Genomic DNA, 23,126 nt, shown 5'->3' on the forward strand with positions numbered 1-23,126 from the left:
CGACGAAGGAAGCGGGTCACAGGGTCGATGAGGATTCTGATCGTCGAAGACGACGACCGTGTCGCTGGGGCGCTCGAAGCATTCCTTGCGCGGTCGGGCTACGCGACCGTGCGCGCCTCCGATGGGGCGTCGGCGCTGGCTCTCCTCGGCGCTGACACCGAGGTCGTGCTCCTCGATCTGGGACTCCCCGACATGGACGGCGTCGACCTGTGCCGCCGCATCCGCGGACGCTCCGAGGTTCCGATCATGATCGTGACCGCGCGCAACCAGGTCGCCGAGCGCATCAAGGGACTGCGTGCCGGCGCCGATGACTTCGTGGTGAAGCCCTATGACGTGCATGAGCTTCTGGCCAGGATCGAGGCCGTGACCCGGCGTTCTCGGCCGATGCGCCCGGATTCCGACGCGCGAGTGCTGCTCCTCGGGGGCTCGCTGGAGATCGACCTCGTCGGGCGGCAGGTCCTGGTCGACGGTGCGCCGATCGAGCTCACCCGCAAGGAGTTCGACATCATCGCGGTGCTCGCACGCTATCCGGGTGTGGCGGTTCCGAAGGAGCGTCTCATCCGTGAGGTGTGGAACACGGACTGGCGGGGGTTCGGGCATTCCCTCGAGGTGCACGTCGGGGCGATCAGGAAGAAGACCCGATCCCGCGGTGTGATCGAGACCGTCCGCGGCGTCGGCTACCGTCTCGTGGGGTCCTGAGCCGTGCGTCGACGTCTGGTGATCGTCTTCCTCGTCCCGCTCGTGGCGATCCTGGTCGCTCTGGGCGGTGCGGCCGGATGGAGTGCGGCCCGGAGCGTCCAGCAGTCGTTCTACACGCAGCAGCTCGGCGACCTCGGCTACTTCATCACCAGCGCGCGTCAAGCGCTTCGATCGGGCAGCGCGGCGGTGATCGATGCCGAGGTCGTCCGTTTCGAGGAGGTGTACGGCATCGAGGTGACGGTCTTCGATCTCGGCGGTGTCCCCTGGGCGGCGGGGGAGCATGGCTCGACCGTGCTCGCGGAGGAGGACGCGGAACGGGTGCGGCTGGCGCTGTCCGGGCGACGCGCCGAGCAGCCGGCGGCCGTTTTCCCCTGGACGGTGGTGGATGCCGCGCTGGCGGAGCCGGTCTTCGACGACGGCGACGTGATCGGGGCCGTGCTGGTCGCCGGAGATGTCGACGCCCCCCGGGCCGCGATCGTGCAGCAGCTTCTGATCATCTCCGCCATCGCGCTGGTGCTGATCGCGCTGGGCGTGCTGCTCGTCTTCCGGCTCGCCCGATGGGTGCTGTCCCCGGTGAGGCGGTTGGACGAGGCGATGGTGGCCATCGAGCGGGGCGAGATGGACGCGCGTGTCCCCGAGGATGCCGGGCCACCGGAGCTCCGCCGCATGGCGCAGGTGTTCAACGGCATGGCCGACGAGATCGAGCGCGTCATGACGCGACAGCAGGAGTTCGCGCTGAACGCCTCCCACGAGTTGCGCAACCCGCTCAATGCGCTGCTCCTGCGCGTGGAGCACCTCGCGACCGGGCTCGGGCGGGAGTGGCGCGACGACGTGGAGGAGACGAGGGAGGAGGGGCGTCGGATGACGCGGATCCTCGAGACACTGCTCGGCCTCGCACGCGGCGGGCGCGTGGACACCACGATCTCCGCCGTCGACCTCGCGACTCTGTCCGCCCGCCGTCTCGAGGCCTGGCGCGACGTCGCCGGGCAGCGGGGGATCGCCCTGCGTTCGGCGGGGGACCCGTCGGTGATGAGCGTGACCGACCGGACGGTCGTGGAGAGCGCGCTGGACGCCGTGATCGACAACGCCGTGAAGTTCTCGCCGGACGGTGCGTGGATCGGCATCGGAGCGCATCGCGAGGGAGACGTCTGTCGGATCACGGTCCGCGATCATGGTCCGGGGCTGTCCGCCGAGCAGGCGGCGGCGGCGACGGACAGGTTCTGGCGGAGCGCCGAGAGCGCGGACACGCCGGGCTCCGGACTCGGACTCGCGATCGCGAGCGACCTGCTGGCGACGGTCGGCGGCGAGGTGGCGGTGGCAGCGGCCGACGGCGGTGGACTCGAGGTCGTGCTGCTGCTCCCCGACAGGACGACCCCATGATGGCCGTTGGGCGGCGGGTGGTCGCCGGAATCCTCTCGGTCCTGCTGCTCGGGGCGCTCACCGCATGCAGCCAGCGCGCGAGCGAGTGGACCGACGCCGAGTACGCGATCGCGGCGGGCGGCCCCAGGGGGGTCTACTACGACTACGGGAGCCATCTCGCCGAGGCGCTCTCTGCAGACCTGGACATCAGGATCGTCGGGCAGGAGACGGCCGGGTCCGTGGACAACCTGCTGCGCGTGGACTCCGGTGAGGCGCTGCTGGGCTTCGCGCAGGGCGATGCGGCAGCCGATGCCGTGGCGGGAACCGGCGCCTTCGACGCGCCCCTCCAGGTGCGGGCTCTGGCGCGTCTCTACGACGAGTACGTGCAGGTCGTCGTGCGCGGAGACTCCGACATATCGAGTCTCCCGGAGCTGGAGGGGCGCACCGTGTCGCTCGGTGCGGAGAACTCCGGGGTGAACGTGATCGCCTCACGCGTCCTCGACACCGCCGGCGTCGGCATCGGGTCCGTCCGCGATCCCCAGCTCGACCTCGGGGAGTCGATCGCCGCGATGGAGCGCGGCGAGATAGACGGGTTCTTCTGGGTGGGTGGGCTGCCGACACCGGGAATCGCGGCGCTCTCGCAGACCACGTCCGTGCGCCTGCTCCCGATCGAGCAGGATTGGGTGAACGAGGTGAACGACCGCTACTCGGATGCCTATCGACCCGCCGATGTCCCCGCCGGCACCTACGGCATCGCTGCCTCGGCACCGACCATGGCCGTGCCGAACTACCTCGTCACGAGTTCCTCTACCCCGGACGGCGTCGCGCGCGACATCCTGACCGGACTGTTCGATGCCCGCTTGCGGATCGCGGGGGAGGTCCCGACCGCCGCGCTGCTGGATCGTCGATCGGCGATCTTCACCGGCCCGGTTCCGTTGCATCCGGGCGCGGTCGAGTACTACCGGGACCTGCGCGGCTGACTGCTCAAGAAATCCTCAAGAAGTCTGACACCGGGCCCTCGGCTCTGCCAGTGTGAGGTCGATCGCGCGCGATCGGATCCTGCAGCTCCGCTGTCGCTGGGGGGCGAGGCCGCAGGACGATCCCGCGGCCCGTGGGGGCGGGCCGTGGGGTACCCGTGCAAAGCAGCATTGGTACCGCGATCAGGTGATTACGAACGTGTAAATCTCACCGAGGCGCCTGGAGACCCGCGTCCGACGTGGCTAGTTTGGAGAAATGATGACCTCTGATACACCCCTCGTCGTGGTCGAGAACGTCCAGAAGCACTACGGAGATTTCCAAGCTCTCGCCGACATCGACCTCACGGTCAACTCGGGAGAGGTCGTCGTCGTGATCGGCCCGTCCGGGTCCGGCAAGTCGACTCTGTGTCGCACGATCAACCGACTCGAGACGATCACCAGCGGCACGATCCGCATCGACGGCAAGGAGCTCCCCGCCGAGGGCAAGGGCCTCGCACACCTCCGTGCGGACGTCGGCATGGTGTTCCAGTCGTTCAACCTGTTCGCCCACCTCACGATCCTCGAGAACGTGACCCTGGGGCCGATGAAGGTCCGGGGCCTCAAGAAGGCGGACGCCGAGAAAGAGGCGATGATCCTGCTCGAGCGCGTCGGCGTCGCACAGCAGGCATCCAAGCTTCCCGCGCAGCTCTCCGGCGGCCAGCAGCAGCGTGTGGCGATCGCCCGGGCGCTCGCGATGCAGCCCAAGGTGATGCTCTTCGACGAGCCGACCAGCGCGCTCGACCCCGAGATGATCAACGAGGTCCTCGACGTCATGGTCGAGCTGGCTCACGAGGGAATGACCATGATCGTCGTCACGCACGAGATGGGCTTCGCTCGGAAGGCGGCCGACCGTGTCGTCTTCATGGCCGACGGGCGGATCGTGGAGGAGGCGACTCCGGAGGAGTTCTTCACGCACCCGAAGAGCGACCGTGCCAAGGACTTCCTCTCGAAGCTCCTCACGCACTGACGCCCGACCACACTGACGCCCGACCACACAGACCCTGCACACACAGCACACGAAGGAGACGCACATGCGACGCACACGGACACTGGCAGGCATCGGAATCGCAGCGGTGGCACTGCTCGCGCTCACGGCCTGCAACAGCGGCACGCCGTCGAGCTCGGGGGCCCCGGAAGACGGCGGCGAGGAGGAGACCTCCGGCACGCCGTGGACGGTCCTCGAGGATGTCAGCATCGACGGGAGCCCGACGTTCGATCGGATCTCGTCCTCCGGCACGATCAAGGTCGGAGTGAAGGAAGACCAGCCCGGCCTCGGCTACCTCGACCCGGTGACCGGAGACCGCACCGGTTTCGACGTCGACATCGCCCGCTGGATGGCGGCATCGCTCGGCGTCGACCCGGAGACGATCGAATTCACGGCGATCGCCTCGGCGAACCGCGAGCAGGCGATCGTGAACGGCGACATCGACTACTACGTCGGCACCTACTCGATCACCGACAAGCGCAAGGAGCAGATCTCCTTCGCCGGTCCGTACTTCCTGACCGGACAGGGCCTCCTCGTCGGAGCCGACAGCGACATCGCGAGCGTCGACGACCTGAGCGACTCGACCACGGTGTGCTCGGCGACCGGCTCGACGCCGATCCAGAACATCAAGGAGAACTACCCCGACGTCCCGACCAAGGAGTACGACACGTACTCGAAGTGCGTCGAGGACCTCAAGAACGGGCAGGTCGACGCCGTCACCACCGACGAGGCGATCCTCATCGGTTACGCGGCGCAGGACCCGGAGAAGCTGAAGGTCGTCGGCGAGCCGTTCAGCGAGGAGCGCTACGGCATCGGACTCGCCAAGGGCGATGACGCGCTGGCCGAGTACTTCAACACCCAGCTGACCGACGGTGGCGACATCTGGCAGCAGATCTTCGACAACAACCTCGGTGCCTCCGGCGTCAAGGCGACGCAGCCTGAGGTCGACCCGATCGGTTGATCGCATGGGGGCGGCCGACACCATCGGCCGCCCCCATCCGTCAGCAGGGCCATCGCGAGAACACGAATCGACAGGAGCAGCCGTGGGAGTCATCAGCGACCACCTCGATCTCTGGGGTGAAGCACTGTGGGGAACGATCGTGCTGTTCCTGGGCGGCGGCCTCATCGCCCTGGTGCTGGGACTGATCGTGGGAGCGGCACGGGTGTCCCCGGTGCCGATCGCCCGCGCAGTCGGGGGCATCTACGTCAACTGGATCCGTAACACCCCGCTCACCCTCGTGATGTTCTTCTTCGCGTTCTGCCTGCCGATCCTTCTCGGCGAGCGGGTCAACTCCCTGCTGCTCGCAGTCATCGCACTCGGGCTCTACACCGCGACCTACGTCGCCGAGGCTCTGCGCGCCGGCATCAACACGGTGCCGGTCGGGCAGGCCGAGGCAGCGCGAGCGATCGGTCTCAACTTCGGTCAGGTCATGCGCTACGTCGTCCTGCCGCAGGCCACGCGCTCGGTGGTCCCGCCGATGATGAGCGTCCTCATCGCCCTCATGAAGAACACCACGGTGGCGGCCGGCTTCTCGGTCGTCAATCTCGGCACCATCCGCGCGGCACTCAGTGAGCGCGGCGAGAACGCGCTCGTCGTCCTGCTGTGGGTCATGGTCATCTTCGTGGTCCTGGTGCTGCTGCTTGCCTGGGTGCAGCGAACGCTCGAGAACAAGTGGAGGATCGCGCGATGAGTTCCGTCCTGTTCGACGTCCCCGGCCCCCGTGCCATCGCCCGCAATCGCCTCATCGGAGTCGCGACGGTGCTCGTCGTCCTCGCCGTGCTCGGCTGGGTCGTGTGGCGGCTGTTCGCCACCGGGCAGTTCACCGCAGAGAAGTGGAACATCTTCACGTTCTCCGCCGTCTGGGTCCGTTTCGGCGAAGGCCTGCTGGCCACGCTGGCCGCCTTCGGGGCCGCCGGCGTCGGTTCGATCATCCTCGGCTTCGTGCTCGGCATCGGTCGTCTCTCGGAGCATGCCTGGGTGCGTGAGCCGGTCCGCTGGATCATCGAGGTGCTGCGGGCCGTGCCCGTCCTCGTGCTCATGATGCTGCTGTACTACGGCCTTCCCGTGCTCGGCGTGAAGATGCCGCCCTACTGGGCGGTCGTGATCGCGCTCATCGTCTACAACGGGTCGGTGCTCGCCGAGGTGCTGCGGGCCGGCATCGAGTCGCTGCCCCGCGGACAGTCCGAGGCGGGATACGCGATCGGACTGCGCAAGACCGGGGTGATGTACTTCATCCTGATCCCGCAGGCCGTGCGGGCCATGATGCCCGTGATCATCGCGCAGCTCGTCGTCGCGCTGAAGGACACGGCGCTCGGGTTCATCATCACGTACCAGGAACTCCTCTACGTGATCAACCAGATCGGCAACCAGGCGCCCTACGGCTCCCCGTTGATCCCCGCCGCGATCATCGGCGGATCGATGTACGTGGCCGTGTGTCTCCTGCTCTCCTACGTCGCCTACCGCCTGCAGCGTCGCGCCAAGCGCTCGCCGAAGGCCGGACCCGCAGTGCCCGATCCCCGTCAGCACGGCGGCGAGACGAACACCTCGCTCATCGTGCTGCAGGGGGACGGGGCCGAGCCGACGCGCTGATCAGCGAAAGGGACCCACGCGCCCCCGGTAGACTCGATTCTCGTGTCAGAGTCTCCTGAAATCACCCCGGAAGCGGTCGAAGCCGCTGTCGCCGACGCCCTCGCGGCGATCGCCGCAGCCGCCGACACCGCCGAGCTGAAGGCGGCTCGCGCCGCACACGTCGCGGAGGGTTCGCCGCTCGCGGTCTTGAACGCCTCGATGCGCCAGGTCGCCCCCGAGAACAAGGCCTCGTTCGGCAAGCTCGTGGGGCAGGGGCGCGGGCAGGTGACGCAGGCGCTCGCATCCAAGGAGGCCGAGCTGGCCGCAGCTGAGGTCGCTGCGCGTCTCGAGTCCGAGCGCGTCGACATCACGGCGGTGCCCTCGCGCACGCGGGTCGGCGCCCGGCACCCGCTCATGCTGCTCCAGGACCAGGTCTGCGACATCTTCGTCGGCATGGGCTGGGAGATCGCGGAGGGACCGGAGCTCGAGCACGAGTGGTTCAACTTCGACGCCCTGAACTTCGACGTCGACCACCCTGCCCGCCAGGAGCAGGACACGTTCTACGTCGACCCGCCCTCGCGCCACCTCGTCATGCGCACGCACACGAGCCCGGTGCAGGTGCGCTCGATGCTCGACCGCGACGTGCCGATCTACGTGCTGTGCCCGGGGCGCGTGTACCGCACCGACGAGTTCGACGCCACGCACCTGCCGGTGTTCACCCAGTTCGAGGGTCTCGTGATCGACAAGGGCATCACGATGGCGCACCTCAAGGGCACGCTCGACCACTTCGCGAAGCAGCTGTTCGGCCCCGAGGCCGAGACGCGCTTCCGCACCAACTACTTCCCCTTCACCGAGCCCTCCGCCGAGCTCGACCTGTGGCACCCGACCTTCAAGGGCGGCGCGCGCTGGATCGAGTGGGGCGGCTGCGGCATGGTCAACCCGAACGTGCTGCGCGCCGCCGGGATCGACCCCGAGGTATACAGCGGCTTCGCGTTCGGCATGGGCATCGAGCGGGGACTGATGTTCCGCAGCGATGTGCAGGACATGCGCGACATGGCCGAGGGTGATGTCCGTTTCAGCGAGCAGTTCGGGATGGTGGTGTGATGCGCGTCCCGCTTTCGTGGTTGCGTGAGTACGTCGATCTGGCAGCGGATGCCACGCCCGAGGATGTCCTCGCGGCACTGGTGACCGTCGGCTTCGAAGAGGAGGACGTGCATCGGTTCGAGATCTCCGGTCCCGTCGTCGTCGGGCAGGTCGTCTCGATCGAGGCCGAGCCGCAGTCCAACGGCAAGACCATCAACTGGTGCCAGGTCGACGTGGGCGAGGCGAACGGCGGCATCCGCGGGATCGTCTGCGGTGCGCACAACTTCGTCGCCGGCGACAAGGTCGTAGTCACCCTCCCCGGCGCCGTGCTGCCGGGGCCGTTCCCGATCGCCGCCCGCAAGACCTACGGTCACGTCTCCGACGGCATGATCGCCTCGGCGCGCGAACTGGGCCTGGGCGACGAGCACAACGGCATCGTCGTGCTCTCCGACCTCGGCATCGACGCGCCCGTCGGCGCCGACGCGATCGCGCTGCTGGGCCTCGACGATGTCGCGGTGGAGATCAACGTCACCCCCGACCGCGGCTACGCCTTCTCCCTGCGCGGGGTGGCCCGCGAGTACGCGCACGCCACGGGGGCGGCCTTCCGCGACCCGGCGGAGCGCGACTTCGCGGAGCTGCAGCCCGGCACCGGACACACGATCGTGGTCGATGACGTCGCCCCCGTGCGTGGCCGCGTCGGCGCGAGCGAGTTCGTGACCCGCGTCGTGCGCGACGTCGACCCCTCACGTCCGACTCCGCCGTGGATGATCGCGCGGCTCAGTCTCGCGGGCATGCGCTCGCTGGGCATCCTGATCGACATCACCAACTACGTGATGCTCGAACTGGGGCAGCCGCTGCACGGCTACGACCTCGACAAGCTCGCGGGCGGCATCACAGTCCGCCGCGCCGCCCCCGGCGAGAAGATGACCACCCTCGACGGCGTCGAGCGCGCGCTGCACGTCGAAGACCTGCTCATCACCGACGGGTCCGGCCCGATCGGCCTCGCCGGCGTCATGGGCGGCGGAACGACCGAGATGAGCGAGACCACGCGCAACGTGCTCATCGAGGCGGCGAACTTCGACCCGATCACGATCGCCCGCACCGCGCGTCGACACAAGCTGCCGAGTGAGGCCTCCAAGCGCTTCGAGCGCGGTGTGGACCCGCTCATCCCGTTCGTCGCCGCGCGCCGTGCAGCCGACCTGATGGTCGAGCTCGCCGGGGGCACGCTGACCGAAGAGGGCGGTGCGCTCTTCGCCGAGGTCTTCGTCGAAGCGATCGAGCTCCCCGCGGGCTTCGTGCAGGGACTCATCGGCGTCGACTACACCGACGACGAGATCACCGGTGCGCTCACCACGATCGGCGCGGATGTCACCGCCTCGGAGGAGGGCTCCGGCTGGACCGTGATCCCGCCGACCTGGCGCCCCGACCTCACCGACAAGTGGACGCTGGCCGAGGAGGTCGCCCGCATCCACGGGCTCGACCGCATCCCCTCCGTGCTGCCGACCCCGCCGTCCGGCCGGGGCCTCACCGCGCACCAGCAGGGCCGTCGCCGCGTGGCCGACGCACTCGCCGCCGCCGGCCTGGTGGAGACTCCGTCCTTCCCGTTCACCACGGAGGTGCAGAACGACCTCCACGGCTCCGCCTCGGGAGAGCACCTGCCGAGCATCCGCCTGGCGAACCCGCTCGACGGGCAGGCGCCGTTCCTGCGCCGCTCGCTCATCCCCGGTCTGCTGCAGACCGCGCACCGCAACATCTCGCGCGGACTCACCGACCTGGCGATCTTCGAGACGGGTGCCGTGTTCCTCCCGGAGCCGGGCGTCGAGTACGGCACCGATGAGGTGCCGCCGCTGGGTGAGCGCCCGTCCGATGCGACACTCGCGGCATTGAACGCCTCGATCCCGCCGCAGCACCGGTTCGTCTCGGCGCTGCTCACGGGCCACGTTGCACCGCGTCAGCCCGGACGCCCCGCAGAAGCCGCAGGTCTGGCCGAGGCGCTGGATGCCGTCCGTGTGATCGCGGCGGCCGCCGGCGTCGAGATCGACGTGGTCCAGGCTGAGCGTGCAGCTCTCCACCCGGGACGCACCGGGTCGCTGCGCGTCGCCGGCGAAGAGGTCGGCTATGTCGGCGAGCTGCACCCCAGCGTGGCTGAGGGGGCGGATCTGCCCGGGCGCGCGACCGTGTTCGAACTCGACCTCGACCGCATCCTGACGCTCGCGGGCGGTCGGGTCGTCGCGGCATCGCTGTCGACGTTCCCCGCGGCGACGCAGGACGTCTCGCTCACGCTCCCCGCGGACGTACCGGCCGCCGACGTGCAGGCCGCACTCGCCGAGGGCGCGGGTGCGCTGCTCGAATCGGTGCGACTGGTGGACGACTACCGCGGCGAAGGTGTGCCGGAAGGCTCGAAGAGCCTGACCTTCGCACTGCGCTTCCGCGCCGACGACCGCACGCTCACGGCAGCCGAGGCCACCGAGGCCAAGCTCGCCGGTGTGGAGGTCGCGGCCCAGCGCTTCGGAGCCGCACTGCGCGACTGAACCGTCTCCGCGGAAGCCCTGATCTGCTCTGAGCGGAAGGGCTTCCGCGGGTGCCGCGTTCCTGGTGACATGGGTCCATGACGGACGTGTTGATCCTCGGTGGAACGGGCTGGCTCTCCGGGCGCATCGCCCGCCGATGGCTGGATGCGGGGGCAACGGTGACCTGTCTCGCTCGCGGCGAGAGGCCCGCGCCCGACGGTGCCGAGCTCGTACGTGGAGACCGCGACGATCCCGTGGCGTACACCGCGCTCACCCGGCGGGACTGGGATCACGTGGTGGATATCTCGTCGCAGGCGTCGCAGGTCGAGGCGGCCGTCGATGCCCTCGGAGAGCGAGCCGCGCGATGGACCTACGTGTCCTCCCTGTCGGTCTACTCCGACGACGAGACGGTCGGTGCGGACGAGTCGGCACCGCGGCATCCGTCCGCCCGCCCCGGTGACGAGTACGAGTACGGGGCGCAGAAGGCGGCGGCCGAGGACGCCGTGGGCACCCTGGGCGATCGTGCGCTCATCGTGCGACCGGGACTCATCGTCGGCGAAGGCGACCCCAGCGATCGATTCGGTTACTGGGCAGCGGCGTTCGCGCGGGCGGGTGCGGAACCGGTCCTGTCACCGCCGCTCGAGGGGAAGAGCGCCCAGGTGATCGACGTGGACGATCTCGCCGAATTCATCGTCGCGGCGACCGTGAGCGGGCCGGTCAACGCCATCGGCGACGTGCAGCCCTTCGACGAGGTACTGCGCGAGATCCGGACCGCCGCGGGTCATACCGGCGAGATCGTGGTCGCCGAGGAGGACTGGCTCGTCGCACACGGGGTCCAGCACTGGGCGGGGCCGAGATCCCTGCCGCTGTGGCTGCCCCCGGGGATGACGGGCTTCATGACCCGGTCTAACAGCGCGTACCGCGATGGAGGTGGTCGGCCGCGGCCGCTGACCGACACCATCCGTACCGTCGTCGCCGATGAGCGGGCGCGCGGGGTCGACCGCGACCGTCGTGCCGGACTCACCCGCGCGGAGGAGTTGACGCTCTTGGACGATCGCTAGACGTTCCTGGCCGATCGCTAGACTCTGAGCAGTGACACGGGGTGCCGCATCCGCGGCTGAGAACAGACCCGTCGAACCTGATCTAGTTCGTACTAGCGAAGGGATGTCGCGATGAGCGATCTTCTGCGTCCTGATTCCATCACCGATCTGCCCGGCGCCGCCGCCGCCCTGTGGGGGGTGCTGCGCGAGACGCCCCCACTGACGCACTGCATCACCAACACGGTCGTCGCCGGGTTCACCGCCAACGTGCTGCTCGCCCTGGGGGCTGCCCCGGCCATGGTCGACATCGTCGGAGAGGCCGAGATGTTCGCCGGTGTCGCCTCCGGCGTGCTGATCAACCTGGGAACGCCCACTCCCGAGCAGCGCGCGGCGAGCCTCGAGGCCGTCGCCGGGGCTGCGGCATCCGGAACCCCATGGGTGCTCGATCCGGTCGCGATCGGAGCTCTGCCGATCCGCACTGCCTTGGCGCACCGGCTGGCGGAGCAGCGTCCGACGGCGATCCGCGGCAACGCCTCGGAGATCCTCGCGCTCGCCGGCCTCAGCGCCGGTGGTCGCGGAGTGGATGCCACCGACAGCACGGATGCGGCAGCCGACGCGGCCGCTGCCCTCGCGCGACGGACGGGTGCCGTGATCGCCGTGTCCGGTCCGATCGACCTCGTCACCGACGGGGAGCGGGTGCTGCGCCTCGCGAACGGACACGAGCTGCTGACCAGGGTCACCGGCGGGGGCTGCGCTCTCGGGGCCGTGATGGCCGCATTCCTCGGTACCGCGCGCAATACCGGACACGATGCCCTCACGGCCGTCGCCGCCGCGAGCCTCGTGTACACGATCGCGGCCGAGCGCGCCGCCACGATCTCGACCGGCCCCGGCAGCTTCGCCGTGGCGCTGTTGGACGCCCTCGCCTCCGTGGGCCCCGCCGACGTGATCGCGGACGCCCGTGTGCAGGCGGGTGCGCGGTGAACGCCGACCTCTCCCTCTACCTCGTCACCGATCCCACGTTGTGCGGCGACCGCGGTGTCGTCGATACCGTGCGCCGTGCCGTCGACGGGGGCGTGCGCATCGTGCAGCTTCGCGACAAGACCGCGTCCGATGCCGAGACGGTCGAGCAGCTGCTCGCGCTGTCGCAGGCGATCGACGGTCGTGCGCTGCTCATCGTGAACGATCGGCTGGATGCCGCAATCGCCGCCCGCGCCCGCGGTGCACGCGTCGACGGCGTGCACCTGGGGCAGGGGGACGCGTCGGTGCTGCGGGCCCGCGAGGTTCTCGGGCCGGATGCGCTGATCGGTCTCACCGTGAACAGTGCAGCGCACCTCGACGCGGTTCTCGCATTGCCCGACGGAACGGTCGACTACCTCGGCGTCGGGGTGATCCGTCCGACCTCGACCAAGCCGGATCATCCTGAGCCCCTCGGCGTGGAAGGGTTCCGCGACTTCGTGACCCGCAGCCCGCTTCCGTGCGTGGCGATCGGCGGCGTCGGCATCGACGACACCGAGGCGCTTCGCGATGCCGGTTCCGCCGGGCTCGCCGTGGTCTCGGCGCTGTGTGCGGCCGATGATCCCGCCGCGACCGCCCGGGAGTTCCGGCGACGCTGGCTCGCGGGGTCCGTGCCACGGGTGCTCAGCATCGCGGGGAGTGATCCTTCGGGAGGGGCGGGTATCCAGGCCGACCTCAAGTCCATCGCCGCGAACGGCGGCTACGGCATGGCCGTCCTCACCGCGCTGACCGCGCAGAACACGCAGGGTGTCCGGGCGGTGCATGTGCCGCCGGCGGACTTCCTCCGTGCCCAGCTCGACGCGGTGTCGGACGACGTCGTGATCGATGCGGTGAAGATCGGGATGCTGGCCGAGACGGAGGTGATCCGCGCGGTGGGCGAGTGGCTCGATCGGGTGCGTCCGCCCGTCGTCGTGCTCGACCCGGTCATGGTCGCGACGTCGGGGGACAGGCTCCTCTCTCCGGATGCCGAGGCGGAGCTGCGGAGTCTGCTCGGTCGCGCGACGCTGGTCACCCCAAATCTCGCCGAGCTCGCGGTGCTGACCGGTCGTGACATCGTCGATTGGGCCGACGGCATCACCGCCGCCGAGGAGCTGTCGGCCGAGATCGGTGCCGCCGTGCTCGTCAAGGGCGGTCATCTCACCGGCGACGAAGCTCCGGATGCGCTGGTCGACAGGCGTCGCGGCCTTCGCCAGGAGTTCACCGGCCCGCGCATCGTGACGTCGAGCACGCACGGCACGGGCTGCTCGCTCTCTTCGGCCCTGGCCACGCTGCTGGCACAGGGGAGTGATCCCGAGGAGGCGGTACGCGCGGCACGCGCCTGGCTCCGCGAGTCCCTCCGCGCGGGGGACGGGCTGCGCGTGGGGCGCGGACACGGCCCGATCAGCCACTTCGCCGGGCTCTGGGAGCGTGGTGGCACGGCGACGCGACCGGGGTCGACCGACATCGCCGCGGACTGGTGGCAGGAGATCGCCGGTATCCGCGCGGGGATCGACGAGCTGCCGTTCATCCGCGCGCTCGCCGACGGCTCTCTCGAGCGCGCGCCGTTCCTGTCGTACCTCGCCCAGGACGCGCTGTATCTGCGCGACTATGCCCGCGTGCTGGCCGAAGCCGCCCGCCTCGCGCCGACCTCGGCCGAGCAGGCGTTCTGGGCGGACTCCGCCCACGGTTCGATCGTCGGCGAGCTCGAACTGCACGCGTCCTGGCTGACCCCGTCGGAGGGGGTGGGCGCGGCGACCTTCGCGGCGGAACCCTCCGCGGTGACGACGGCATACCTCGACCACCTGCGGTCCGTCGCCTTCGGCGGTGACTACGCCGAGATCGTCGCCGCGGTACTCCCGTGCTTCTGGCTCTACACGGATCTCGGTCGGCGTCTGCACGCGGGAGAGTTCGGTGAATACGCGACCGATCCGCAACATCCTTTCGCTTCCTGGCTCGCGACATATGCCGACCCCGCGTTCGAGGAGGCGACCCGGACGGCGATCGAGCACGCGTCCGCCGCCGCTGCGGCGGCCGACGCCGACACCAGGGCGCGGATGCGGCGGGCATTCGTGTCATCGAGTGAGCACGAGCTCGCCTTCTTCGCCGCTCCGCTGGAGTCGCCGCCGGGCAGATGACGGTCCGGATTTGCGGTGGCTGCCGGGGCCGCGCTACTGTCGCGACATGCCTTCGGCCGCCACCGCTTCTTCGACGCTCGCTCCGAGCGTCATCGCTGTGCGCCGACGCCGCGGCCGCCGACTGTAGGCGACCCCGCCCTCCTGCCTGCGCCCGCGCGGCGGTCGAGAGCCGGTGTCGCCGCCTCCGGCCCCGCCCCCGGTCCTCCTTTCGAGGAAGGACCCGACCGTTAAGGTAGAAGCATGACGTATTCCGTCGCCGTCTCCGGCGCATCCGGCTACGCAGGCGGCGAGATCCTACGCCTCCTGGCCGACCATCCCGACATGGAGATCCGCACCGTCACGGCGCACTCGAACGCCGGACAGCCTCTCGTCGACCACCAGCCGCATCTGCGTTCACTCGCGCACCTCACCCTGCAGGACACGACGCCGGAGATCCTCGCAGGTCACGACATCGTGTTCCTCGCGCTTCCGCACGGGCAGTCGGGGCAATACACCGACGCCCTGGGCGACGCGCCGCTCGTGATCGACGCGGGTGCCGATCACCGACTCACGTCGGCGTCGGCTTGGGATGCGTTCTACGGCGGCACCTTCCACGAACCGTGGACATACGGTGTCCCCGAGCTCCTCGTCGATGGAGTGAAGCAGCGCGAGCACCTCCGCGGGGCGACGCGCATCGCTGCCCCGGGCTGCAACGCCTCCACGGTGAGTCTCAGCCTCGCCCCGGGTGTCGCGGCCGGAGTGATCGACCCCTCCGACATCGTCTCGGTGCTGGCCGTCGGCCCGTCGGGAGCGGGAAAGAGCCTCAAGTCGAACCTGCTGGGCAGCGAGATCCTCGGCACCGCGAATCCCTATGCGGTCGGCGGAACCCACCGGCACATCCCCGAGATCCGTCAGGCGCTCGCCGCGGCGTCCGGGGCGGATGCCGCGGGCATCCGCATCTCGTTCACCCCGGTGCTCGTCCCCATGTCGCGGGGCATCCTCGCCACCTCGACGGCGCCGATCGTCGACGGCGCGACCGATGCGCAGATCCGCGATGCCTGGCAGAGCGCCTACGGCGACGAGACGTTCGTGCAGTTGCTGCCGGAGGGGCGCTTCCCCCGAACGGCCGACGTACTCGGAGCCAACACCGCGCTCATCGGTCTCGCGATCGATCGCGCCGCCAACCGGGTCACGGTGGTCACCGCCGTCGACAACCTCGTCAAGGGCACCGCCGGCGCTGCCATCCAGTCCATGAACATCGCGCTGGGTCTTCCCGAGAACCGCGCCCTCTCAGTGAACGGAGTCGCGCCGTGAGCGTCACCGCCCCCGCAGGATTCGAGGCGGCCGGTGTCGCCGCAGGCCTGAAGTCCACCGGCAAGCCCGATGTCGCCGTCGTCGTCAACCGGGGGCCGCGCAAGGTCGGTGCCGCCGTCTTCACGAGCAACCGCGCGAAGGCGAACCCGATCATCTGGTCGCAGCAGGCGGTCGCCGACCGCATCGTCGAGGCCGTGGTGCTCAACTCCGGCGGGGCGAACTGCTTCACCGGGGCCTTCGGGTTCCAGACCACACACCAGACCGCCGAGAAAGCCGCCGAGCTCCTCGGAGTGAGCGCCGGTGACGTGCTGATCTGCTCCACCGGACTCATCGGCACCGGCGACGAGACCTTCCGGCAGCGGGTGCTCTCCGGCACGGAGCAGGCGATCGCCGCGCTCAGTGCCGACGGGGGCGACGCCGCCGCGCAGGCGATCATGACCACCGACACCGTGGCGAAGACCGCCGTGATCAGCCGTGACGGATGGACGATCGGCGGCATGGCGAAGGGCGCGGGCATGCTCGCACCGGGTCTCGCCACGATGCTCGTGGTGATCACGACCGACGCGGTCCTCGAGCCGCTGCAGGCCGACGAGGTGCTGCGCCGCGCGACGGGGCAGACGTTCGACCGGCTCGACTCCGACGGGTGCATGTCGACGAACGACCAGGTCACGCTGCTCGCCAACGGCGCATCCGGAGTCGTCCCCGACCTCGACGACTTCGCCGCCGCACTGACCGAGCTGTCGCAGGAGCTTGCGGTGAAGCTGCAGGGCGATGCCGAAGGCGCCAGCCACGACATCACCATCGAGGTGCAGCACGCGGTGTCCGAGCAGGATGCGGTCGAGGTCGGCCGATCCGTCGCGCGCAACAACCTCTTCAAGGCCGCGATCTTCGGGAACGACCCGAACTGGGGCCGCGTGCTCGCCGCGATCGGCACCACGAACGCGCAGTTCGACCCCTACGACGTGGACGTCTGGATGAACGGCGTCCGCGTCTGCACCGAGGGCGGCCCGGATCGCCCCCGGGAAGAGGTCGATCTGACGCCGCGCGCCACGCACCTCGTGATCGATCTCAAGGTGGGGGAGTCGACGGCCACCGTGCTCACGAACGACCTCACCCACGATTACGTGCACGAGAACAGCGCATACGCCTCATGACCGACATCCAGGACACTCCCGCCGAGGTCGCCGCGCAGAAGGCCACCACTCTCATCGAGTCGCTGCCGTGGCTGAAGGAGTTCCGCGACCAGATCGTCGTCATCAAGTACGGCGGGAACGCGATGGTGTCGGAGGAGCTGCAGGATGCCTTCGCCCAGGACATCGCCTACCTCCGTTACGTCGGCGTGCTGCCGGTCGTCGTGCACGGCGGTGGTCCGCAGATCTCGAACATGCTGCAGCGACTCGAGATCCCCAGCGAGTTCAAGGGCGGTTATCGCGTCACCAACACCGAGGCGATCAGCGTCGTGCGTATGGTGCTCACGGGGCAGGTCAACCCGCAGCTCGTGTCGAAGATCAACTCGCACGGTCCGATCGCAACGGGTCTCAGCGGTGAGGATGCGGGACTCTTCGGCGGACGCCGTCGCGGCGTCGTGATCGACGGGGAAGAGGTCGACCTCGGCCGCGTCGGCGACGTCGTGGAGGTCGATCCGACCCCCGTGCTCGATCACCTCGCCGCCGGACGCATCCCGGTCGTGTCGAGCATCGCGCCCGACCTCGACCACCCCGGTCAGTCGCTCAACGTCAACGCCGATGCTGCGGCCGCCGCTCTCGCGGTGTCGTTGCACGCGCGCAAGCTCGTGATCCTCACGGATGTGCCTGGGCTCTACGCGGATTGGCCGAACCGCGACTCGCTCGTCTCGCACCTGACGTCGGAAGCCCTCGTCGAGATGCTGCCGAAGCTCGAATCGGGGATGATCCCGAAGATGCGGGCGTGCCTCGATGCGGTCGAGGGCGGCGTGGACGCGGCAGCGATCATCGACGGCCGCGTGCCGCATTCGGTGCTCGTCGAACTTTTCACCAGCAAGGGAATCGGGACCGAAGTGGTCCTGGGAAAGAATGAGGTGACGGCATGACCGTCTGGCAGGACGACGCGGCACGCGATCTCGTGCTCAACGCAGGGGACCGGCTCGCGATGCTGGTCCGCGGCGAGGGCTCGTACCTGTGGGATGCCGACGGCCGACGCCACCTCGACTTCCTCGCCGGTATCGCGGTGACCTCTCTCGGGCATGCGCACCCGGCCTTCGTGGAGGCGGTCTCGACGCAGGCAGCCACGCTCGCCCACGTGTCGAACTACTTCGCCACTCCGCCCCAGCTCGCACTCGCCGCACGGCTCAAGCGTCTCGCGGGTGCCGGTATCGACGGGCGGGTGTTCTTCTCGAACTCGGGCGCCGAGGCCAACGAGGCCGCCTTCAAGCTCGCCCGCCTGCACGGTGGCGCCGAGCGCACGCGCATCCTCGCGCTCGAGAACGGCTTCCACGGACGCACGATGGGGTCGCTCGCGCTCACCGCGAAGGCGTCGATGCGCGCGCCGTTCGAGCCGATGCCCGCCGGTGTAGAGCACATCCCCGCCACGATCGAGGCCCTCGAGGCGGCGATGGACGACCGCGTCGCCGCCATCATCGTCGAGCCCATCCAGGGTGAGGCCGGCGTCGTCGAGCTGCCGGAGGGCTACCTCTCCGCCGCGCGCTCGCTGACCCTCGCTCACGGCGCGCTGCTGATCGTGGATGAGATCCAGACGGGTGCGGGCCGCACGGGAGAGTGGTTCGGGTTCAGTCACGAGGGCATCACGCCCGACGCGATCACGCTCGCCAAGGGCATCGGCGGCGGCTTCCCGATCGGCGCTCTGGTCACCTACGGTGCCGCGAGCGCCCTCTTCACCCCGGGCTCGCACGGCTCGACCTTCGGCGGAAACCCGCTCGCGACCGCTGTCGCCGACGCCGTGCTCGCCGAGATCGAGAGCGCCGGCCTGGTGGAGAACGCGGCCCGTCGTGGGGCGGAGCTGCGGGAGATCCTCCTCGGCATCGACTCTCCGCTGATCGAGGGCGTGCGCGGACGTGGTCTGCTCGTCGGTGTCGCGCTCACCGCTCCGGTCGCCGGCGCGGTGGTCGCGGCTGCGCAGGAGCGCGGCCTCATCGTCAACGCCGCCAACCCCGAGACCGTGCGCATCGCGCCCGCCCTCACCATCGGCGACGCGGAACTCGCCGAGTTCCGCGAGCTGTTCACGGCTTCCCTCGCCGACGTCCAGGCCTCTGTTGCCGGAAAGGTATCCGCATGACCCGCCACCTGCTGCGCGACGACGATCTGACCCCCGCCGAGCAGGCCGAGATCCTCGATCTCGCCATCGAGCTGAAGAAGGACCGCTGGGCCGACAAGAGTCTCGCGGGCCCGCAGACCGTCGCGGTGATCTTCGACAAGTCCTCCACGCGCACCCGCGTCTCGTTCGCGGTGGGCATCGCCGACCTCGGCGGCTCCCCCCTCATCATCTCGACCGCGAGCAGCCAGCTCGGCGGCAAGGAGACCCCGTCCGACACCGCGCGGGTGCTCGAGCGCCAGGTCGCGGCCATCGTGTGGCGCACCTACGCGCAGTCCGGACTCGAGGAGATGGCGGCAGGAACGCGCGTCCCCGTGATCAACGCGCTGTCGGACGACTTCCACCCGTGCCAGCTGCTCGCCGACCTGCTGACGATCCGTGAGCACAAGGGCGAGCTGAAGGGGCTCACGCTCACCTTCCTCGGTGATGGCCAGAGCAACATGGCGCACTCCTACGCGCTCGCGGGTGTCACGGCCGGCATGCACGTGCGCATCGCCTCGCCCGAGGACTACGCCCCTCGTGCCGACGTCATCGAGGACGCCGATCGCCGTGCCGCCGAGACCGGCGGTTCGATCACGCTCTACACCGATCCGGTCGAGGCCGCAGCCGGTGCCGACGTCGTCGTCACCGACACCTGGGTCTCGATGGGCAAGGAGGAGGAGAAGCTCGCGCGCATCCGCGATCTCGGCGGCTACAAGGTCACCCCCGAGACGATGACGCTCGCCGACCCCGAGGCGATCTTCATCCACTGCCTCCCCGCCGATCGCGGCTACGAGGTCGACTCCAGCGTGATCGACGGGCCGCAGAGTGTGGTCTGGGACGAGGCCGAGAACCGGCTGCATGCGCAGAAGGCCCTCCTGGTCTGGCTGCTCGGCAAGAAGGACGCGTGATGGCCGACTCCTCGCACGAAGGCACCAACGAGGGCGCGCTCTGGGGTGCCCGCTTCGCCACCGGGCCGTCGCCGGAGCTGGTGGAGCTCAGCCGCTCCACGCACTTCGACTGGATCCTCGCGCCGTACGACATCGCCGGCTCCCACGCGCATGCCACGGCGCTCGAGGCGGCTGGATATCTCGAGCCCGATGAGGCGCGGCGGATGCACGAGGGGCTGGATGCCGTAGCCCGCAAGGTCGCCGACGGCGTCCTGCGCCCGGTGCCGACCGACGAGGACGTGCACGGCGCGCTCGAGCAGGCGCTGATCGCCGAGCTCGGACCGGAACTGGGCGGGCGCCTCCGCGCCGGTCGCAGCCGCAACGACCAGATCGCGACGCTGGTGCGCATGTATCTGATCGACCATGCGCGGGTGATCGCCCGTGACATCCTGCGGGTCATCGACGCGCTGGTCGCCCAGGCCGAGGCCCACCCCGATGCCATCCTCCCCGGGCGCACGCACCTGCAGCATGCGCAGCCCGTGCTCCTCGCCCACCACCTGCAGGCCCACGGCTGGCCGCTCGTGCGCGAACTCGAACGCCTGGTGGACTGGCGTCGTCGTGCCGGTGTCTCGCCCTACGGCGGGGGAGCGCTGGCCGGTTCCACGCTCGGTCTCGACCCCGCGCTCGTGGCGACCGAGCTCGGACTCGACCGCCCGGCCGAGAATTCCCTCGACGGCACCGCCGCCCGCGATGTGGTGGCGGAGTTCGCCTTCATCACGGCCATGACGGGTGTCGACATCTCGCGCCTGTCCGAGGAGATCATCCTCTGGAACACCCGCGAGTTCGGTTTCGTCACGCTCGACGACGGGTACTCGACGGGGTCGAGCATCATGCCGCAGAAGAAGAACCCCGACATCGCCGAGCTCGCGCGAGGCAAGTCGGGCCGTCTCATCGGCAACCTCTCCGGGCTGATGGCCACGCTCAAGGGGCTCCCGCTGGCGTACAACCGCGATCTGCAGGAGGACAAGGAGCCGGTCTTCGACTCGGTGCAGACCCTCGAGGTGGTGCTCCCCGCGTTCGCCGGCATGATCGCGACGCTGCGTTTCGACACCGAGCGGATGGCGGCGCTGGCGCCCCAGGGCTTCTCGCTCGCGACCGATGTCGCGGAATGGCTCGTGAAGCGGCGGGTGCCGTTCCGCGACGCCCACGAGATCTCGGGTGCGCTCGTGCGTGCGTGTGAAGAGCAGGGGATCGGGCTGGAGGATGCGTCCGACGAGCTGCTGGTGTCGGTGTCGCCGCATCTCGTACCCGAGGTGCGTGAGGTTCTCACGATCGAGGGTTCGGTCGCGTCTCGGACCGGCGTCGGCGGCACCGCACCGGTCCGCGTCGCCGAGCAGCGCGCCGAGCTGGTCGCCCGGGCCCAGGCCGCCGCTCACGCACTCGGCCTGTAGCCGGCGCACACGCCGAACGACTTACGATTCGCCGACGGTGTGACGATTCGACGGAAGTTTCCTTTGGACCCCTCCGTGTATCGTCATCCCCTCGGCGAATCGTCGTCCTCGCGCCGCACATCCTGTCGATGACCTCACCGAGACGCCGGCATCCGGCTGAGCGCGCCGAGTACAGACGCGCGCACCGCTGGCCAGTCATGGATGATCTGGGCATAGTCAAATCGGAGTGTCTCATATCCGAGTCGTGATGCCGTGGCGTCTCGCACGCGATCGCGATGGCGTTGCGTCGACGAACCGTGATTTTCGTCGCCGTCAGCCTCGAGGATGACTCGGCCCGCGATGACGAAGTCGACTCGTCCCACGCCGTCGACCATCACCTGGCAGTCCAGTCGAAGGCCGAGGAGATGGAGCCGCAGGCGGAGGAGTGATTCCAGGCCGCTGTCGGCATCGGGCCGCGCCAGCTCGACCAACCACCGTGCGGTGCGGGGTAACGCTGCTCTGATCCGCGATCGAGCTGCGGAGGAGAGGATCCCCAGTCTCCAGGCCGACTCGTAGGCGGCGAAGAACGCCTCGTCGCCGCTGCAACGTCGCAGGTGCAGCAGTGCAATCTCGACGGGTGCCGCCCCCAGGGGTGGGGCTCCGCGGTAGTAGTGCGCGACGCACACGCAGTGCGGATGCCGCAGCGCATGTTGATCCGGACCGAGCCAGACGTGAGGGCCGTCTTCGGTGGGAAGGACCCAGATTCCCCTCATGCGGAGCACACTGACGCAGGTGAGCGCGCCGCCGTGCGCGATGGCCGATCGCGTCTGCTCACTCAGCGGACCGATCGCGAAGACGCCGTCCCGCAGGCGCTCGATCTCTCCGCGCGTGACCAGCGCGGCGAGGGCCTGCCGGGAAAAGCCGAGAGTTTGCAGTCGCTTCCCCCGTACGATTCCGCCGAGGTCTCTGATCGTGTCTGTTGCGGAGAGCATCACGCCACGATGCCGGAGCGGACGCTCGGCGTCAGACCACACGGCCGAGGAATGTGGATGGCTCGTCCCTCCCACAGCGCGTGCAGAGGCGGTGGCCGCGACCTGGTGGCGACAATCAGCGGACGCGCAGACGATTCGCCGTGGCATCGACGGGGATTCTCCCGTCAAACGTCGGGACCACGGCTAATCGTCGGCGTCACGCTCGGTGAGCAGACGGCGGCGAGCTCAGTGCAGTTCGGCGTCGGCCGCGGACCGCGCCCACCGGGTGAACCGTACGGTGAGACCCGCACGTGTCGGGGCGGCGAGGAAGGGCCCGGCGGATGCCGCTGCCTGGCCGTCGAACGGAGCGACCCGCACGAGCCGCCACGGCTCCTCGGCGGTGCGCGCCCGCACGATCACGGAGTCCGCCCAGCGGCTCACGCGCACTGTGATCTCGCTCTCGAGCCACTCGTCGACGAAGCCGACGGACCAGTCCGACCCTCCGTCGGTGACCACGGCGCCGAGCCCGAGGTGGTCGTCGGCGTACTCGACGCCGGTCTTCACCCAGTGTTCGTCGTCGATCCGCACGAAGATGCCCGCCTGGTCGAACTGGCCGTCCCACGGCGCCCGGAACGACACCTCCATCGCCTCGCCCACGGCGAGCGGTGCGAGCAGGGCGTGTTCGGTGTCGTGCACGAACCCGTAGGCGGTGTGCCGCCAGGCGTCGCTGCCTTCGACGGCAGTGACGTCGAAGTGCTCCGCGTCTTCCACGGCGGCGGGGTCGTGGGTCCAGGTTCCCGCGGACCAGGCAATGATGCTCGAATCAGGCATATTTCCATCCCATAACCAAATAGTGCATATAACTAAG

The 23,126-nt window shown here is 69.5% G+C and carries 20 protein-coding genes and 1 riboswitch; of the genes, 18 read left to right on the plus strand and 2 right to left on the minus strand.

What is annotated here, in order from left to right; translation table 11 throughout:
- Nucleotides 1-27 precede the first annotated feature (27 nt).
- The 18 genes from OC372_RS15695 (at nucleotide 28) to argH (ending at nucleotide 21,308) form a co-directional block, all read left to right on the plus strand.
- The gene (locus tag OC372_RS15695; protein WP_105710843.1) at nucleotides 28-699 is read left to right on the plus strand and encodes a response regulator transcription factor; all 672 of its coding nucleotides are present in this window, start codon (nucleotides 28-30) and stop codon (nucleotides 697-699) included.
- Between the two features lie 3 nt (nucleotides 700-702).
- A complete protein-coding gene (locus tag OC372_RS15700; protein WP_262002627.1) occupies nucleotides 703-2,079 on the plus strand; it encodes a sensor histidine kinase in 1,377 nt (458 codons plus the stop codon).
- Nucleotides 2,076-3,038 carry a TAXI family TRAP transporter solute-binding subunit gene (locus OC372_RS15705; protein WP_262002628.1) on the plus strand — a complete coding sequence of 321 codons (963 nt, stop codon included), beginning with the start codon at nucleotides 2,076-2,078 and terminating at the stop codon, nucleotides 3,036-3,038. Before OC372_RS15700 ends, OC372_RS15705 begins: the two co-directional genes overlap by 4 nt.
- A gap of 253 nt (nucleotides 3,039-3,291) precedes the next feature.
- Complete coding sequence (locus OC372_RS15710; RefSeq protein WP_372466466.1) at nucleotides 3,292-4,041, plus strand: amino acid ABC transporter ATP-binding protein; 750 nt, start codon at nucleotides 3,292-3,294, stop codon at nucleotides 4,039-4,041.
- A 64-nt stretch (nucleotides 4,042-4,105) separates the two neighbouring features.
- Complete coding sequence (locus tag OC372_RS15715) at nucleotides 4,106-5,020, plus strand: glutamate ABC transporter substrate-binding protein (protein WP_029262480.1); 915 nt, start codon at nucleotides 4,106-4,108, stop codon at nucleotides 5,018-5,020.
- 82 nt (nucleotides 5,021-5,102) lie between these two features.
- A complete protein-coding gene (locus OC372_RS15720; protein WP_029262479.1) occupies nucleotides 5,103-5,750 on the plus strand; it encodes an amino acid ABC transporter permease in 648 nt (215 codons plus the stop codon).
- Nucleotides 5,747-6,649 carry an amino acid ABC transporter permease gene (locus OC372_RS15725; protein ID WP_029262478.1) on the plus strand — a complete coding sequence of 301 codons (903 nt, stop codon included), beginning with the start codon at nucleotides 5,747-5,749 and terminating at the stop codon, nucleotides 6,647-6,649. The genes OC372_RS15720 and OC372_RS15725 overlap by 4 nt, the downstream gene beginning before the upstream one ends.
- A gap of 42 nt (nucleotides 6,650-6,691) precedes the next feature.
- Nucleotides 6,692-7,732, plus strand: coding sequence for a phenylalanine--tRNA ligase subunit alpha (pheS, locus tag OC372_RS15730; protein WP_262002629.1), 1,041 nt, complete (start codon nucleotides 6,692-6,694; stop codon nucleotides 7,730-7,732).
- Nucleotides 7,732-10,242, plus strand: a complete 2,511-nt coding sequence (gene pheT / locus OC372_RS15735; RefSeq protein ID WP_262002631.1) for a phenylalanine--tRNA ligase subunit beta — start codon at nucleotides 7,732-7,734, stop codon at nucleotides 10,240-10,242. Before pheS ends, pheT begins: the two co-directional genes overlap by 1 nt.
- A gap of 77 nt (nucleotides 10,243-10,319) precedes the next feature.
- Nucleotides 10,320-11,282 (plus strand): NAD-dependent epimerase/dehydratase family protein, encoded by a 963-nt coding sequence (locus OC372_RS15740; RefSeq protein WP_262002633.1) that lies wholly within the window; start codon nucleotides 10,320-10,322, stop codon nucleotides 11,280-11,282.
- A gap of 27 nt (nucleotides 11,283-11,309) precedes the next feature.
- Nucleotides 11,310-11,403, plus strand: a riboswitch (TPP riboswitch).
- Nucleotides 11,394-12,242: a hydroxyethylthiazole kinase gene (gene thiM / locus OC372_RS15745; protein WP_262002635.1), complete on the plus strand. Its 849-nt coding sequence runs from the start codon at nucleotides 11,394-11,396 to the stop codon at nucleotides 12,240-12,242. It overlaps the preceding riboswitch by 10 nt.
- A complete protein-coding gene (locus OC372_RS15750) occupies nucleotides 12,239-14,389 on the plus strand; it encodes a bifunctional hydroxymethylpyrimidine kinase/phosphomethylpyrimidine kinase (protein ID WP_262002637.1) in 2,151 nt (716 codons plus the stop codon). Before thiM ends, OC372_RS15750 begins: the two co-directional genes overlap by 4 nt.
- Before the next feature lie 240 nt (nucleotides 14,390-14,629).
- Nucleotides 14,630-15,682 carry an N-acetyl-gamma-glutamyl-phosphate reductase gene (argC, locus tag OC372_RS15755; protein ID WP_262002639.1) on the plus strand — a complete coding sequence of 351 codons (1,053 nt, stop codon included), beginning with the start codon at nucleotides 14,630-14,632 and terminating at the stop codon, nucleotides 15,680-15,682.
- On the plus strand, nucleotides 15,679-16,836 hold the full coding sequence (gene argJ / locus OC372_RS15760; protein WP_262002641.1) for a bifunctional glutamate N-acetyltransferase/amino-acid acetyltransferase ArgJ: 1,158 nt from the start codon (nucleotides 15,679-15,681) through the stop codon (nucleotides 16,834-16,836). The genes argC and argJ overlap by 4 nt, the downstream gene beginning before the upstream one ends.
- Nucleotides 16,833-17,750, plus strand: a complete 918-nt coding sequence (gene argB, locus OC372_RS15765; RefSeq protein WP_262002643.1) for an acetylglutamate kinase — start codon at nucleotides 16,833-16,835, stop codon at nucleotides 17,748-17,750. The genes argJ and argB overlap by 4 nt, the downstream gene beginning before the upstream one ends.
- Nucleotides 17,747-18,952 carry an acetylornithine transaminase gene (locus OC372_RS15770; RefSeq protein WP_262002645.1) on the plus strand — a complete coding sequence of 402 codons (1,206 nt, stop codon included), beginning with the start codon at nucleotides 17,747-17,749 and terminating at the stop codon, nucleotides 18,950-18,952. The genes argB and OC372_RS15770 overlap by 4 nt, the downstream gene beginning before the upstream one ends.
- Complete coding sequence (argF, locus tag OC372_RS15775; protein WP_105710834.1) at nucleotides 18,949-19,878, plus strand: ornithine carbamoyltransferase; 930 nt, start codon at nucleotides 18,949-18,951, stop codon at nucleotides 19,876-19,878. The genes OC372_RS15770 and argF overlap by 4 nt, the downstream gene beginning before the upstream one ends.
- Nucleotides 19,878-21,308: an argininosuccinate lyase gene (argH, locus tag OC372_RS15780; RefSeq protein WP_262002647.1), complete on the plus strand. Its 1,431-nt coding sequence runs from the start codon at nucleotides 19,878-19,880 to the stop codon at nucleotides 21,306-21,308. The genes argF and argH overlap by 1 nt, the downstream gene beginning before the upstream one ends.
- A 134-nt stretch (nucleotides 21,309-21,442) precedes the next feature.
- Here argH and OC372_RS15785 read toward each other — a convergent pair whose 3' ends face one another.
- On the minus strand, nucleotides 21,443-22,279 hold the full coding sequence (locus OC372_RS15785; RefSeq protein ID WP_262002649.1) for a type IV toxin-antitoxin system AbiEi family antitoxin domain-containing protein: 837 nt from the start codon (nucleotides 22,277-22,279) through the stop codon (nucleotides 21,443-21,445).
- A gap of 225 nt (nucleotides 22,280-22,504) precedes the next feature.
- Nucleotides 22,505-23,089: a DUF1349 domain-containing protein gene (locus OC372_RS15790; protein WP_262002652.1), complete on the minus strand. Its 585-nt coding sequence runs from the start codon at nucleotides 23,087-23,089 to the stop codon at nucleotides 22,505-22,507.
- Nucleotides 23,090-23,126 lie beyond the last annotated feature (37 nt).

This window comes from Microbacterium sp. Mcb102 (assembly GCF_024519805.1).
GTDB lineage: Bacteria > Actinomycetota > Actinomycetes > Actinomycetales > Microbacteriaceae > Microbacterium.

Coding starts and splice junctions, on each gene's coding strand:
- OC372_RS15695 (WP_105710843.1), top strand. CDS start 28: ATGAGGATTCTGATCGTCGAAGACGACGACCGTGTCGCTGGGGCGCTC.
- OC372_RS15705 (WP_262002628.1), top strand. CDS start 2,076: ATGATGGCCGTTGGGCGGCGGGTGGTCGCCGGAATCCTCTCGGTCCTG.
- OC372_RS15710 (WP_372466466.1), top strand. CDS start 3,292: ATGATGACCTCTGATACACCCCTCGTCGTGGTCGAGAACGTCCAGAAG.
- OC372_RS15715 (WP_029262480.1), top strand. CDS start 4,106: ATGCGACGCACACGGACACTGGCAGGCATCGGAATCGCAGCGGTGGCA.
- OC372_RS15725 (WP_029262478.1), top strand. CDS start 5,747: ATGAGTTCCGTCCTGTTCGACGTCCCCGGCCCCCGTGCCATCGCCCGC.
- pheT (WP_262002631.1), top strand. CDS start 7,732: ATGCGCGTCCCGCTTTCGTGGTTGCGTGAGTACGTCGATCTGGCAGCG.
- OC372_RS15740 (WP_262002633.1), top strand. CDS start 10,320: ATGACGGACGTGTTGATCCTCGGTGGAACGGGCTGGCTCTCCGGGCGC.
- thiM (WP_262002635.1), top strand. CDS start 11,394: ATGAGCGATCTTCTGCGTCCTGATTCCATCACCGATCTGCCCGGCGCC.
- argC (WP_262002639.1), top strand. CDS start 14,630: ATGACGTATTCCGTCGCCGTCTCCGGCGCATCCGGCTACGCAGGCGGC.
- argB (WP_262002643.1), top strand. CDS start 16,833: ATGACCGACATCCAGGACACTCCCGCCGAGGTCGCCGCGCAGAAGGCC.
- OC372_RS15770 (WP_262002645.1), top strand. CDS start 17,747: ATGACCGTCTGGCAGGACGACGCGGCACGCGATCTCGTGCTCAACGCA.
- argF (WP_105710834.1), top strand. CDS start 18,949: ATGACCCGCCACCTGCTGCGCGACGACGATCTGACCCCCGCCGAGCAG.
- argH (WP_262002647.1), top strand. CDS start 19,878: ATGGCCGACTCCTCGCACGAAGGCACCAACGAGGGCGCGCTCTGGGGT.
- OC372_RS15785 (WP_262002649.1), bottom strand. CDS start 22,279: ATGCTCTCCGCAACAGACACGATCAGAGACCTCGGCGGAATCGTACGG.
- OC372_RS15790 (WP_262002652.1), bottom strand. CDS start 23,089: ATGCCTGATTCGAGCATCATTGCCTGGTCCGCGGGAACCTGGACCCAC.